Consider the following 13,282-nt stretch of genomic DNA (forward strand, 5'->3'; position numbering starts at 1 on the left):
GCCGCGGCCGTTCGCGGGAAAAGCCGGTACGGCTGGTGGTGGAGGGCGAAAAAACCCAGGTCGACCGTGATGTGCTGGAAAAGCTTGAAGCGCCATTGACCCACCTGTTGCGCAATGCCGTGGACCACGGCATCGAACTTCCGGAACGGCGCCTGCTGGCGGGCAAGCCAGCGGAAGGGCTGGTGCGCCTGCGTGCCTCGCACCAAGCTGGCATGCTCAGCCTGGAGCTGATCGACGATGGCGCCGGTATCGACCTGGAGCGCCTGCGCGGCAGTATCGTCGAGCGCGCCCTGTCGCCGGCCGACACCGTGGCGCGCATGAGCGAAGCGGAACTGCTGACATTCCTGTTCCTGCCCGGCTTCAGCCTGCGCGACAAGGTGACCGAAGTGTCCGGGCGCGGCGTCGGGCTGGATGCGGTGCAACACATGATTCGCGAACTGCGCGGCTCGATCGAGCTGAGCCAGCAGCCAGGGCAGGGCTGCCGCTTCCATCTGCAGGTGCCGTTGACCCTGTCCGTGGTGCGTAGCCTGGTCGTCGAGGTCGGTGGCGAGGCTTACGCTTTTCCGCTGGCGCATATCGAGCGCACCCTGGACGTCACCGCCGAGCAGATCGTGCAGATCGAAGGCCGCCAGCACTTCTGGCACGAGGGCCGGCACATCGGCCTGGTGGCGGCCAGCCAGTTGCTCAACCGCCCGCTGGGGCAAAGCGACGGCAGCAGCCTGCGGGTCGTGGTGATCCGTGAGCGCGAGCAACTGTACGGTGTGGCCGTGGAGCGCCTGGTAGGCGAACGCGTGCTGGTGGTGATGCCGCTCGACCCACGGCTGGGCAAGGTGCAGGACATTTCTTCGGGTGCCTTGCTCGATGATGGTTCAGTGGTGCTGATCGTCGATGTCGAAGACCTGCTGCGCTCGGTGGATAAACTGCTGAGCACCGGCAGCCTGGAGCGTATCGAACGCGGCAGCGGCGGCACCCGTGGGGTGGCGCACAAACGCATCCTGGTGGTCGACGATTCACTGACCGTGCGCGAGCTGCAGCGCAAGCTGCTCAGCCACCGTGGCTACGACGTGGCGGTAGCGGTAGACGGCATGGACGGCTGGAACGCCTTGCGCAGTGAAGACTTCGATTTGCTGATCACCGATATCGACATGCCACGCATGGACGGTATCGAACTGGTCACCCTGGTGCGGCGCGACCAGCGCCTGCAAGGCTTGCCAGTGATGGTGGTGTCCTACAAAGACCGTGAGGAAGACCGGCGGCGTGGCCTGGATGCTGGGGCCGACTACTATTTGGCAAAGGCCAGTTTCCACGACGACGCGTTGCTGGATGCTGTGGTGGAACTGATCGGAGGGGCTCAGGGATGAAGATCGCCATCGTCAATGACATGCCCATGGCGGTCGAGGCCCTACGCCGTGCAGTCGCCCTTGAGCCCGCGCACGAGCTGGTGTGGGTGGCCAGCAATGGCGCCGAGGCAGTGCAGCGTTGTACCGAGCAGCTTCCGGACCTGATCCTCATGGACCTGATCATGCCGGTGATGGACGGCGTGGAGGCGACCCGGCGGATCATGGCCGAAACCCCATGTGCCATCGTCGTCGTCACGGTCGACCGCAAGCAGAATGTGCACCGGGTGTTCGAAGCCATGGGCCATGGCGCGCTCGATGTGGTGGACACCCCGGCACTGGGCGCGGGTGATCCCCGCGAAGCGGCGGCCCCGCTGCTGCGCAAGATCCTCAATATCGGCTGGCTGATTGGCCAGCAGCGTGCACCGGTTGCGCGCCCGGTTGAGCTGCCGCTGCGCGAAGCTTCACAGCGTCGCGGCCTGGTGGCGATTGGTTCGTCGGCCGGTGGCCCGGCAGCCCTGGAGGTGTTGCTCAAGGGCTTGCCGCCGGCGTTTGCGGCGGCCATCGTGCTGGTCCAGCATGTGGACCAGGTATTTGCCGCAGGCATGGCCGAGTGGCTCGGCACCGCCGCCAACCGGCAGGTGCGGCTGGCNNGGGCGGCCCGGGAAGGGGGGCCCGCCGCAGCCGGGCGTGGTGCTGCTGGCCGGCACCAATCACCATATCCGCCTGCTACAGAACGGCCAACTGGCCTACACTGCCGAGCCGGTGAATGAAATCTACCGGCCGTCGATTAATGTGTTTTTCGAGAGCGTGGCCCAACACTGGCACGGCGATGCGGTGGGGGTATTGCTCACCGGCATGGGCCGCGACGGTGCCCAAGGCCTGAAGCTGATGCGTCAGCAGGGTTTCCTGACCATTGCCCAGGACCAGGCCAGCAGCGCGGTGTACGGCATGCCCAAGGCCGCCGCAGCCATTGATGCTGCCGTGGAAATTCGCCCGCTGGACCGCATCGCCGGGCGCTTGACGGAAATTTTTGGAAAATGACGACACGTATTGAATCACGCCGCCACGCCGGTAGTGATCGGGTGACCATGTATGGATGATTTACCGATCGAAGGTTTCGCGACCACCAACGAAAACGCGGCAATGGTACTGCTGGTCGACGATCAGGCCATGATCGGCGAGGCCGTGAGGCGAGGGTTGGCCAACCAGGACAATATCGACTTCCACTTCTGTGCCGACCCCCACCAGGCGGTGGCCCAGGCCATGCGCATCAAGCCCACGGTCATCCTTCAGGACCTGATCATGCCGGGCCTGGACGGTTTGACCCTGGTGCGTGAGTACCGCAACAACCCGGTGACCCAGGACATTCCGATCATCGTGCTCTCCACCAAGGAAGACCCTCTGGTCAAGAGCGCGGCGTTTGCGGCCGGGGCCAATGATTACCTGGTCAAGCTGCCGGACACCATCGAACTGGTGGCGCGTATTCGCTACCACTCGCGCTCCTACCTGACCCTGCTGCAGCGCGACGAGGCCTACCGCGCCCTGCGCGTCAGCCAGCAGCAGTTGCTGGATTCCAACCTGATGCTGCAGCGGCTGATGAACTCCGATGGCCTGACCGGGCTGTCCAATCGCCGGCACTTCGACGAATACCTGGAACTGGAGTGGCGCCGGGCCATGCGCGAGCAGCAACAACTGTCGCTGCTGATGATCGACGTGGACTACTTCAAGGCCTTCAACGACAGCTTTGGCCACCTGGCCGGTGACGAGGCGCTGCGCCAGGTGGCCGAGTCGATCCGCGGCTCCTGCTCGCGGCCCAGTGACCTGCCCGCGCGTTACGGCGGCGAGGAATTCGCCCTGGTGCTGCCCAACACCTCGCCTGGCGGGGCACGGCTGGTGGCCGAAAAGCTGCGCCAGACCGTGCATGGCCTGGGTATCCCGCACACTGCACCGGCGGCTGATGCGTTCCTGACCGTGAGCATCGGCCTGGCCACCCAGACCCCGAGTATCGGCAGCCATTGCCGGCAACTGATCTCGGCGGCCGACAAGGGCCTGTACCTGGCCAAGAATGGCGGGCGCAACCAGGTCGGCATTGCCTGACGCGCCGATAACAGCACCGGCCCTCGTGGTAGCTCATGTACAGGCTACCGCCCGGCGGGTCTGCCGCCCTGCGGCGGACTCGGTTATACTCGCAGGCTTTTCACCGAATTCGTGCGAGTAGCCAGCCCATGGAAATCCAACCGATCCTGAACACCATCAAGGACCTCACCGAGCGTTCCCAGTCAATTCGGGGGTATCTTTGACTACGATCACAAGCATGACCGCCTGATCGAAGTCAACCGCGAGCTGGAAGACCCCAACGTCTGGAACAAGCCCGAGTACGCGCAGGCCCTGGGCCGCGAGCGTGCCATGCTGGCACAGGTGGTCGAGACCCTGGACAAGCTGTCCAACGGCCTGGGCGACTGCCAGGACTTGCTCGACATGGCTGTCGAGGAAAATGACGAAGGCGCCGTCGGCGACGTCGTGACCGAGCTGGAAGGCCTGGAAGAAAACCTGGCTCAGCTTGAGTTCCGTCGCATGTTCAGCGGCGAAATGGACATGAACAACGCCTACCTGGATATCCAGGCCGGCTCTGGCGGTACCGAGGCGCAGGACTGGGCCAACATCCTGCTGCGCATGTACCTGCGCTGGGCCGACAAGCGTGGTTTCGACGCCACCATCATCGAACTGTCCGAAGGTGAAGTAGCCGGTATCAAGGGCGCCACCGTGCACATCAAGGGCGAGTACGCCTTTGGCTGGCTGCGCACCGAAATCGGCGTGCACCGCCTGGTGCGCAAGAGCCCGTTCGACTCCGGCGCCCGTCGCCACACCTCGTTCTCGGCGGTGTTCGTTTCGCCAGAAATCGACGACAAGGTCGAAATCGAGATCAACCCGTCCGACCTGCGCATCGACACCTACCGTTCCTCCGGTGCCGGTGGCCAGCACGTCAACACCACCGACTCGGCCGTACGTATCACCCACGTACCGACCAACACCGTGGTGGCGTGCCAGAACGAACGTTCGCAGCACGCCAACAAGGACACCGCCATGAAAATGCTGCGGGCCAAGTTGTACGAGCTGGAAATGCAAAAGCGCAACGCCGCCTCGCAGGCGTTGGAAGACAGCAAGTCGGACATCGGCTGGGGCCACCAGATCCGCTCCTACGTGCTGGATGACTCGCGTATCAAGGACCTGCGTACCGGCGTGGAACGTAGCGATTGCCAGAAGGTGCTGGATGGCGACCTCGACCAGTACCTGGAAGCAAGCCTGAAGCAGGGCCTGTAAGCCGTACTCCACCGCCGCGCCATCGGCGAACCGCCGCTGGCGCGTGCCCTGCCCGAAAAGGGCAACGAATACCTGATGGAAAAAATGACCAGATGAGCGACCTCAAGACCGAATCGCAAGACCTGCAACAGGAAGAGAATGCCCTGATCGCCCTGCGCAAGGAAAAACTTGCCGCCGAGCGTGCCAAGGGCAATGCCTTCCCCAATGACTTCCGTCGCGACAGCTACTGCAACGACCTGCAGAAGCAGTACGCGGACAAGACCAAGGAAGAGCTGGAAGCAGCCGCGATTCCGGTCAAGGTGGCGGGCCGCATCATGCTCAACCGTGGCTCGTTCATGGTGATCCAGGACATGACCGGCCGCATTCAGGTCTACGTCAACCGCAAGACCCTGCCGGAAGAAACCCTGGCCGCAGTCAAAACCTGGGACCTGGGCGACATCATCAGCGCCGAGGGCACCCTGGCCCGCTCTGGCAAAGGCGACCTGTACGTCGAAATGACCAACGTGCGCCTGCTGACCAAGTCGCTGCGCCCGCTGCCCGACAAGCACCACGGCCTGACCGATACCGAGCAGCGCTACCGCCAGCGCTACGTCGACCTGATGGTCAACGAAGAAACCCGCCACACCTTCCGTGTGCGCTCGCAGGTGATCTCGCACATTCGCAAGTTCCTCATCGAGCGTGACTTCCTCGAAGTCGAAACGCCCATGCTGCAAACCATCCCGGGTGGTGCTGCGGCCAAGCCGTTCGAAACCCACCACAACGCCCTGGACATGGCCATGTTCCTGCGCATTGCACCGGAGCTGTACCTCAAGCGGCTTGTCGTGGGCGGGTTCGAGAAGGTGTTCGAGATCAACCGCAACTTCCGTAACGAAGGTGTTTCGACCCGGCACAACCCGGAATTCACCATGCTCGAGTTCTACCAGGCCTACGCCGACTACCGCGACAACATGGACCTCACCGAGGAACTGTTCCGCGAGCTGGCGCAGCTGGTTCTGGGCAGCACCGACGTGCCGTACGGCGACAAGGTGTTCCACTTCGGCGAGCCGTTCGCCCGCCTGTCGGTGTTCGACTCGATCCTCAAGTACAACCCGGAGCTGACCGCTGCCGACCTGCAGGACGTCGACCGCGCCCGTGACATCGCCAAGAAGGCCGGTGCCAAGGTGCTGGGCCACGAAGGCCTGGGCAAGCTGCAGGTGATGATTTTCGAAGAGCTGGTCGAGCACAAGCTGGAGCAGCCCCACTTCATCACCGAGTACCCGTTCGAGGTGTCGCCGCTGGCCCGTCGCAACGACGACAACCCGGCCGTGACCGACCGTTTCGAGCTGTTCATCGGTGGCCGCGAAATCGCCAACGCCTACTCCGAGCTCAACGATGCCGAAGACCAGGCCGAGCGCTTCCTGGCCCAGGTAGCCGAGAAAGACGCCGGTGACGACGAAGCCATGCACTACGACGCCGACTTCGTTCGCGCGCTGGAGTACGGCATGCCGCCGACCGCGGGTGAAGGCATTGGTATCGACCGCCTGGTGATGCTGCTGACCAACTCGCCGTCGATCCGCGATGTGATCCTGTTCCCGCACATGCGCCCGCAGGCCTGAGTGAGCTGAACGAGCCGCCTTTTCAGGCGGCTTTTCTTTGCGAGCGGCAAGCCATAAGCGGCAAGCTACAAGAAACGGCAGTCCGCGTGCATTCCGCTTTTTCTGGTGGCTTGCCGCTTGTAGCTTGCCGCTTCTTCCGTGAGGTCCCCTATGACACCCGCCACCCCTCACCAGGGCGCCGCCGGCATCGCCACCGCCGTCGCCGAAAGCGTGCAATACCAAGGCCGCAAAGCTGCCCGCCAAGGCAGCGAACAGCGTCGCCAGCAGATTCTCGATGCTGCCATGCGCATTGTCGTGCGCGATGGCGTTCGCGGCGTGCGTCACCGGGCGGTGGCTGCCGAGGCCGGTGTGCCTTTGTCGGCCACCACCTACTATTTCAAGGACATCGAGGACCTGCTCACCGATACCTTCGCCCAGTACGTCGAACGCAGCGCCGCCTACATGGCCAAACTGTGGGCCAACACCGAAGTTGTGCTGCGCCAGCTGCTGGCCCAAGGGGATGGCAGCCCGCAGGCGCGGGCACGGCTGGCTGACGAAGTGGCACGCATGACCGCCGACTACGTGCAGCGCCAACTGCTGAACCGCCGCGACTTCCTGATGGCCGAACAGGCGTTCCGCCAAGAGGCGCTGCTGTGCCCGCGCCTGGCCGAACTGGTCTGTGCGCACGAGCAGATCCTGCTGCACGGCACCCGCCAATTGCTGCAGGTGGTCGGTTCGCGGCAGCCGGAACAGGACGCCCAAATGTTGACGGCGATTATCGAGCAGATGGAATATCAGGGCCTGCTCAAGGATGCCAGCGCGCAAGCCGATGGGCAGATGCTCGCTATGCTTACCCGATACCTGCAACTGGTGCTGGCATCGGCCTGAGCGAGACCGACTTTTCAAGGAGAACCTGATGAAAGCCTGGCGTGTGGTGTTGTTGACTTTGTCATTCCTGCTGCTGGGCGGTTGTCTGGTGACCTTCCATGAGCCATTGCCCAGCAATCAGGCCGCGCCCAAGGCCTTGCTCGGCAAGTGGAGCAGCAAGGACGCCTGGGGTGAGCCGTTGAAGCTCACCATCACCCGCAGCAGTGGCAATGCCTACAAGGCGGTCGCCACGGCCAAAGGCAAGGCACCGGAAGCCTACATGTTCACGGTGTCGCGCCACGGTAACCGCTGGTACCTGTCGGCCGGTGTGCCCAAGCGCCTGGGCGGCAATTTCCTGATTGGCGGCTTCGATATCGTCGATGGCAAGGAACTGGTGCTGTACAACCTGGATGTCGAGCAAGTGCAGCAGGCATTGGACAAACAGGAACTGACCGGGCGCAGTACCGAGGTGCCGGAAGGCAACGGCGATGGTGTGTTGATCGACAGCCCGTCGGCGCGGGTGCTGGCGTACCTGGACGACCCGGCCAACTCGGACCTGTTCGTTGAAGTGGCCCGGTTCCAGCGGTCCGGCAAATGACCGTGCTGGCTTCATCGCCGGCAAGCCAGCTCCCACGGGTACAGCACAGGGCTCCAAGGCAGTGATAAACCTGTGGGAGCTGGCTTGTCGGCGATGAGGCCGGTACAGGTTTTCTGTACTAGAAAGGAGTCCCCGGTGGACGAATACCAGCAGACCATCCGCGCCCTGTCCGACCGCATCGTCGCGGCGCAAACACCGATTCGGGTGCTGGATGCGGTGAAGTGGGACGACAGCATTCGGCAGGGCTTCCTGCAGGGCAAGGGCAAGGAGCCGCCAGCGGTCGACCGCGCCTATTACCAGTCGCGGCCCCTGTCGTTCGACTCCAGCGCCGTCAAGGCCGAGTTTCAGGGGATCGAGCGCGACATCATTCGCCAGCTAGGCCAGTTCAACCCCGTTGGGCAGATCATGAAGCGCATGTGCCGCGAGTACCGCATGGTAGTGCGCATGCTCGAAGCCCGTGGCACCGAGGAGTTCGGCCTGATCTCCCAGGAGTTGTATGGCGCCGCTTCCGACGCCTTTCATGCCGGTGACCCGACCTTGGCCGACCTCGGCCTGATGCTGTCGGACTACCTGAACAACATCGATGGCCGCGGCGACCTGAAGGACGAACCGAAGAACCTGACCGCCAAAGAGGCTGTCGATACCCTACAGCGGCGCCTGAACACGGTGTTCGGTGAAGCCGAAGGCACCATCCGTGTATTCGAGTCCGACGGCATTGTCGCTGACGCCGCCGCCGGTGCCGACTATATCAAGGTGCGCGCCGATGCCATGTTCAATGCCCGTGACGTGCGGGCGCTGGAAGTGCACGAAGGGCTGGTGCACGTCGGCACCACGCTCAATGGCCTGAACCAGCCGATCTGCACCTTCCTGGCCAAGGGCCCGCCCTCGTCGACGGTGACCCAGGAAGGCCTGGCCATCCTCATGGAGGTGATTGCCTTTGCCTCCTACCCCAGCCGCCTGCGCAAGCTCACCAACCGCACCCGTGCCATCCACATGGTCGAGGAGGGCGCCGACTTCATGCAGGTGTACGGCTTCTTCCGTGAGCAGGGCTTCGAGATGGGGCAAAGCTACAGCAACGCCAGCCGGGTATTCCGCGGCTCGGTGCCCAACGGCCTGCCATTTACCAAGGACTTGTCCTACCTCAAGGGCTTCATCATGGTTTACAACTACATTCAGTTGGCTGTGAAGAAGGGCAAGCTCGAACAGATACCGCTGCTGTTCTGTGGCAAGACCACCCTGGAAGACATGCGCACTTTGCGTCAACTGGTCGAGGAGGGGCTGGTCGAGCCGCCCAAGTACTTGCCCGAACAGTTCCGTGACCTCAACGCGCTGTCGGCCTGGATGTGCTTCTCCAACTTCCTCAACCACCTGAGCCTGGATCGCATTGAAGCCGACTACGCGAATATTCTCTAAGTCCTGCCGCCCGCTGCTGCTGGGGCTGGTGCTGCTGGCCCTGGGCGGCTGCAGCAGCCTGCTGTTCTACCCCGAGCGCGGGCAGGCGTTCACCCCTGAACGGGCCAAGCTGGCGTACCGTGATGTCACCCTGACCACTGCCGATGGCGTTCGCCTGCACGGCTGGTGGCTGCCGGCCAAGCCGGGTGTCGAGGTCAAGGGTACGGTGTTGCACCTGCACGGCAACGGCGGCAACCTGCCTGGGCACCTGGGTGGCAGCTACTGGCTGCCGGAGCAGGGTTACCAGGTGCTGATGGTCGACTACCGCGGCTATGGCCTGTCTGAGGGCAAACCGAGCCTGCCAGAGGTATACCAGGACATCGCCGCGGCCATGGCCTGGCTGGACCAGGCGCCCGAGGCCAAGGGCAAGCCTCTGGTGTTGCTGGGGCAAAGCCTGGGCGGCGCCATGGCGATTCATTACCTGGCAGGCCACCCGGAGCAGCGCCAGCGCTTCGCTGCCCTGGTTTTCGACGGGGTGCCGGCCAGCTACCGGGCGGTGGGGCGCTATGCCCTCAGTACCTCGTGGATGACCTGGCCATTGCAGGTGCCACTGTCGTGGCTGGTGCCCGACGGCGACAGCGCGATCCGCTCGATCGAGCAACTGCGCAGCCCGCCCAAGCTGTTCTTCCAGAGCATCGATGACGACCTGGTGCCGCTGGAAAACGGTATCCGTCTGTATCAGCACGCGCCACCGCCACGGGTGCTGCAACTGACCCGAGGTGGCCATGTGCAGACCTTCGCCGACCCTACATGGCGCCAGGTGATGTTGCGCTTCCTCGATGACCCTAGCCATTTCAACGGCCTGCGGCGGCTCGCCGAAGTGCCTGATTACCCTGACGAGAAGAACAGCCAATGAGTGAAGAACGCAACGCCATCCCGCTGATCCTGACGGGTGTGGGCAGCATCATCGTGACGGTGGGCGCCTTGTGGTACTACGGCTACCTGCATTTCGCCAAACCCGAGGATGCCCTGTTGCTGCAGGATTACACCATGCTCAAGACCGTCCCCGGCGAGGATTACAAGGTTTCGCTGGACCCGGCACCGCAAGTGGCGCAGTGCGTGGACGGGGTATTGGTGCTGTTCGATACCCAGCAGAAAGGCCTGACGGGTGTGCTGGTGGACAACCGCAAGCGTGCAGTGCGCTGCATGGGTGAGGAAACGCCGCAGCAGGTACAGTGAGCGGCAGCGAAGCAAAAAAAAGCCCCGCGTCGATCGCGGGGCTTTCTCTGTCAGCTGGCCAGTATTACTGCTTGGCCTGGCTCATGGAGCGTGGCTGCACCGGCTGGTTGTCGTTGGAGATGGTCACCTCCACACGACGGTTCTGTGCACGCCCGGAGTTGCTGGAGTTGTCCGCAACCGGGTACTCCTTGCCGTAGCCTTGGGCCACGATGCGCGCTGGGTCTACGCCGGCGCGCACCAGGGCCATGCGTACGCTGTTGGCGCGGCGCTCGGACAGGCTCTGGTTGTAGCTGGCCGAGCCGACGCTGTCGGTGTAGCCCTCTACGATCACCTTGCGCTCAGGGTTTTCCTGAAGGAACTGGGCCAGTTTGGTGATGTTCGGGTAGGCGTTGCTTTTCAGCTCGGCCTTGTTGAAGTCGAACAGCACGTCACCGAAGGTCACCAGCGTACCGCGGTCGGTCTGCTTGGCGTTCAGGCTGTTCTGCAGCTTGGCGATCTGGGCATCGCGGGCATCCAGCTTGGCCTGGGCACGCTGGGCGGCTGCGTTCTTCAGCTCACCCTCGGCAGTGCGCAGGGCAATGGTCTGCTTGGCCACTTCGACGCGCTGGTTGGTCAGGTAGGCCAGCTGGTCGACTTTCTTCTCGTCTTCACGGTCCATGTAGGCCTTGTCGGCCTTGTTCAGCCAATCCTGGGCATCCTTGGTTTCCAGCGCGGCGACTTTGCTCGCCTGTGGATCGCTCTGCAGGGCCGAGAAGTTGGTGCGGGCGGCTTCCAGGTTGGCGTTAGGGTCGTGCGAGCACGCAGCAAGACCGACGCTCAGGGCCAGCAGGGCGGGAATCATGACGTAATTGCGCATAGTGTTCATCCTTTGATCGTGTGCGAAGGCTAAGGTTGGCGGGGCAGGGCTCACTGAGCGCTGCGCAGGCCTTCCTCACGTACGTCCTGAACGCCCTGGCGGGCATCCTGCACGGCCTTCTGAGCCTTGGCCGCCTGGGCCTTGCGTTCAGCCAGGCGTGCGTCCCATTCGGCCTGTTCGGCCAGGCGCTTGGCTTCGTCGTACTTCTTGTCGTGCATGGCGATTTCAGCCTGCTTGAACTTGTCTTGCGCGGCTTTCATTTCCACGGCGGCGAACTCGGTGCCGCCAGCGCTGACAGCGGAATTCACGGCGGACTGGGTAACCGCATATTGCTCGGTAGGCGGGTTACCCGCACAGCCGGCCAGGACCAGGCTACTGCCCAGGGCCAGCGCGGCCAGCTTGAACCCGCGCACATGAGTGGATGACGGTTTGCTAGTGCGGGTTTTCATGGTGGTCAGCTCCATTGGATCACTCCTGATAACGATGTCCGTAGCAGTCCATCGCTCATTCCCTGACAAGTCCGCGCGCTTGGGATCAACGGTGCACAACGGCAGGTGTGCAGGGTTTTAGCGTGATGGCTATTAGCTGTGACTCAGAGTTTTTTTGGATAGTTCCGAAAAATTTCTGACCCGGCGGAGGGTTTTTGCAGAGTGCCCGAGGCAATTGAAGCGGGTGGCGGACGGCGCGGCCAATGTTCGTCTCGGCGCATGTGCTGCCCGAGATCAGGCGCCGCGCGGGCGGCGCCTGATCAATCAAGGCAGCGCAATGCCTACGCCCCTGGCTCTTCACTGCCCTCGGTGGTAAGGCTGTGCAGATGCTGCTTCGACAGCGACAAAAACCGCGGTGTCGGCCCCACATCCTCATACATCGGGTCACCTTCTTCATCGGTGGCGATGACCTGGCGACCGGGCACATAGGGAAAACTGGCTTCCACTTCTTCAAGCGCGGCCGCGACCAGTTCGCCGAGCAGTTCCTCGGCGGTACGTTTGGGGTACATGTCGATCAGCGCGGCCAGGCGCGCTTCGGACTCCAGGTCCAGATGCAGGACATGGCCGGTACGGCTCAAGGTGCCGGCGGCATTCTGTTCCCAGTGCTGGGCGAGTTCACGGATTTTCATGATGACCTCTGGTTACGCCTCGAAGGCTGCATGGCATGGGAGTGCTCAACCTTCACTTTAGTTTGCTTTGGCCGATCCCTGCTTGCCATCGCTGCTTGGCTGGGGGCACTCTTGGGTGAATGTCACCGCCCCAATGTGGGAGCGGGCATGCCCGCGAACACCGGTGAAGCCGGTGCCAGCCACCGCGTTGGATTTTTCGCGGGCATGCCCGCCCCCCAGGAAGGGCGTGTAGCCTGGAAGGGATGCAACGGAGAGAGGGGCCAATGACCGATATCGATGTGCGCTTGCGTGAAGATGTGCATGTGTTGGGTGAACTGCTGGGCGAAACCATCCGCCAACAGCATGGCGATGCATTCCTGCAGAAGATCGAAGCCATTCGCCACAGCGCCAAGGCCGACCGTCGCGGCCCCGGGGAGCAACTGAGTTCGACCCTGGCAGACCTTGCCGAAGAAGACCTGCTACCCGTGGCCAGGGCCTTCAACCAGTTCCTTAACCTGGCCAACATGGCCGAGCAGTACCAGTTGATCCGCCGCCGCGATGCCGACCAGCCCGAGCCGTTCGAAGCGCGGGTGCTGCCCGAGTTGCTGGCGCGGCTGAAGCAGGCCGGGCACAGCAATGATGCCCTGGCCCGGCAGTTGGCGAAGCTGGATATCCAGCTGGTGCTCACGGCACACCCCACCGAAGTGGCGCGGCGCACGCTGATTCAAAAGTACGATGCCATTGCCGGCCAGCTGGCTGCCCAGGACCACCGCGACCTGACCCCGGCAGAACGCGAGCACGTGCGCGAACGCCTGCGCCGGTTGATCGCCGAGGCCTGGCACACCGAGGAAATCCGGCGCACCCGGCCAACCCCGGTCGACGAGGCCAAGTGGGGCTTCGCCGTGATCGAGCATTCGTTATGGCACGCCATCCCCAGCCACCTGCGCAAGGTCGACAAGGCCTTGTTGGACGCCACCGGGCTGCGCCTGCCGCTGGAGG

At 63.4% G+C, this 13,282-nt stretch carries 13 protein-coding genes and 1 pseudogene; 11 read left to right on the plus strand and 3 right to left on the minus strand.

Translation table 11 applies throughout. The annotated features are described in order from the left end of the window. The 10 genes and pseudogenes from G1E_RS19380 to G1E_RS19425 form a co-directional block, all read left to right on the plus strand. Positions 1-1,361 (plus strand): hybrid sensor histidine kinase/response regulator (locus G1E_RS19380; protein WP_157050339.1); only part of this gene is annotated, 1,361 nt, incomplete at its 5' end. Further along, positions 1,358-2,381: pseudogene (locus tag G1E_RS19385) on the plus strand (chemotaxis response regulator protein-glutamate methylesterase). The gene G1E_RS19380 and the pseudogene G1E_RS19385, both read left to right, overlap by 4 nt. A 51-nt stretch (positions 2,382-2,432) precedes the next feature. Then, positions 2,433-3,437: a Wsp signal transduction system regulator diguanylate cyclase WspR gene (gene wspR, locus G1E_RS19390; protein WP_047150030.1), complete on the plus strand. Its 1,005-nt coding sequence runs from the start codon at positions 2,433-2,435 to the stop codon at positions 3,435-3,437. A gap of 128 nt (positions 3,438-3,565) precedes the next feature. Next, positions 3,566-4,661 (plus strand): peptide chain release factor 2 gene (gene prfB, locus G1E_RS28425; protein ID WP_110678858.1). Its coding sequence is split into 2 segments (ribosomal slippage): positions 3,566-3,637 and positions 3,639-4,661, totalling 1,095 coding nucleotides; the frame shifts between segments, so codons are not numbered across the junction. 92 nt (positions 4,662-4,753) lie between these two features. Then, the gene (gene lysS, locus G1E_RS19400) at positions 4,754-6,256 is read left to right on the plus strand and encodes a lysine--tRNA ligase (protein WP_009686998.1); all 1,503 of its coding nucleotides are present in this window, start codon (positions 4,754-4,756) and stop codon (positions 6,254-6,256) included. A 150-nt stretch (positions 6,257-6,406) separates the two neighbouring features. Next, on the plus strand, positions 6,407-7,123 hold the full coding sequence (locus G1E_RS19405; RefSeq protein WP_009686997.1) for a TetR/AcrR family transcriptional regulator: 717 nt from the start codon (positions 6,407-6,409) through the stop codon (positions 7,121-7,123). A 28-nt stretch (positions 7,124-7,151) separates the two neighbouring features. After that, on the plus strand, positions 7,152-7,700 hold the full coding sequence (locus G1E_RS19410; RefSeq protein WP_009686996.1) for a hypothetical protein: 549 nt from the start codon (positions 7,152-7,154) through the stop codon (positions 7,698-7,700). Between the two features lie 93 nt (positions 7,701-7,793). Continuing rightward, on the plus strand, positions 7,794-9,113 hold the full coding sequence (locus tag G1E_RS19415; protein ID WP_154211460.1) for a flavohemoglobin expression-modulating QEGLA motif protein: 1,320 nt from the start codon (positions 7,794-7,796) through the stop codon (positions 9,111-9,113). Then, positions 9,085-10,008, plus strand: a complete 924-nt coding sequence (locus G1E_RS19420; protein WP_029885106.1) for an alpha/beta hydrolase — start codon at positions 9,085-9,087, stop codon at positions 10,006-10,008. The genes G1E_RS19415 and G1E_RS19420 overlap by 29 nt, the downstream gene beginning before the upstream one ends. Further along, entirely contained in the window at positions 10,005-10,331 is a 327-nt protein-coding gene (locus tag G1E_RS19425) for a hypothetical protein (protein WP_009686993.1), read from the plus strand. The genes G1E_RS19420 and G1E_RS19425 overlap by 4 nt, the downstream gene beginning before the upstream one ends. Before the next feature lie 64 nt (positions 10,332-10,395). Here the strand turns inward: G1E_RS19425 and G1E_RS19430 are convergent, their stop codons facing one another. The 3 genes from G1E_RS19430 to G1E_RS19440 form a co-directional block, all read right to left on the minus strand. Continuing rightward, positions 10,396-11,187: an OmpA family protein gene (locus G1E_RS19430; RefSeq protein ID WP_009686992.1), complete on the minus strand. Its 792-nt coding sequence runs from the start codon at positions 11,185-11,187 to the stop codon at positions 10,396-10,398. A 50-nt stretch (positions 11,188-11,237) separates the two neighbouring features. After that, complete coding sequence (locus tag G1E_RS19435) at positions 11,238-11,651, minus strand: DUF4398 domain-containing protein (protein ID WP_009686991.1); 414 nt, start codon at positions 11,649-11,651, stop codon at positions 11,238-11,240. 305 nt (positions 11,652-11,956) lie between these two features. After that, on the minus strand, positions 11,957-12,304 hold the full coding sequence (locus G1E_RS19440) for a hypothetical protein (protein WP_009686990.1): 348 nt from the start codon (positions 12,302-12,304) through the stop codon (positions 11,957-11,959). Positions 12,305-12,567: 263 nt separating this feature from the next. Here G1E_RS19440 and G1E_RS29700 point away from each other — a divergent pair. Continuing rightward, positions 12,568-13,282: phosphoenolpyruvate carboxylase (locus G1E_RS29700; RefSeq protein WP_371259952.1), on the plus strand; the 715-nt coding region annotated here is incomplete at its 3' end.

It is taken from the genome of Pseudomonas sp. TJI-51 (assembly GCF_000190455.2).
In the GTDB taxonomy this organism is placed as follows: Bacteria; Pseudomonadota; Gammaproteobacteria; order Pseudomonadales; family Pseudomonadaceae; genus Aquipseudomonas; species Aquipseudomonas juntendi.

Bases quoted from the DNA above. Each gene is read 5' to 3' on its own strand.
- wspR (WP_047150030.1), top strand. From the start codon at position 2,433: ATGGATGATTTACCGATCGAAGGTTTCGCGACCACCAACGAAAACGCG.
- lysS (WP_009686998.1), top strand. From the start codon at position 4,754: ATGAGCGACCTCAAGACCGAATCGCAAGACCTGCAACAGGAAGAGAAT.
- G1E_RS19405 (WP_009686997.1), top strand. From the start codon at position 6,407: ATGACACCCGCCACCCCTCACCAGGGCGCCGCCGGCATCGCCACCGCC.
- G1E_RS19410 (WP_009686996.1), top strand. From the start codon at position 7,152: ATGAAAGCCTGGCGTGTGGTGTTGTTGACTTTGTCATTCCTGCTGCTG.
- G1E_RS19415 (WP_154211460.1), top strand. From the start codon at position 7,794: ATGAGGCCGGTACAGGTTTTCTGTACTAGAAAGGAGTCCCCGGTGGAC.
- G1E_RS19425 (WP_009686993.1), top strand. From the start codon at position 10,005: ATGAGTGAAGAACGCAACGCCATCCCGCTGATCCTGACGGGTGTGGGC.
- G1E_RS19430 (WP_009686992.1), bottom strand. From the start codon at position 11,187: ATGCGCAATTACGTCATGATTCCCGCCCTGCTGGCCCTGAGCGTCGGT.
- G1E_RS19435 (WP_009686991.1), bottom strand. From the start codon at position 11,651: ATGGAGCTGACCACCATGAAAACCCGCACTAGCAAACCGTCATCCACT.
- G1E_RS19440 (WP_009686990.1), bottom strand. From the start codon at position 12,304: ATGAAAATCCGTGAACTCGCCCAGCACTGGGAACAGAATGCCGCCGGC.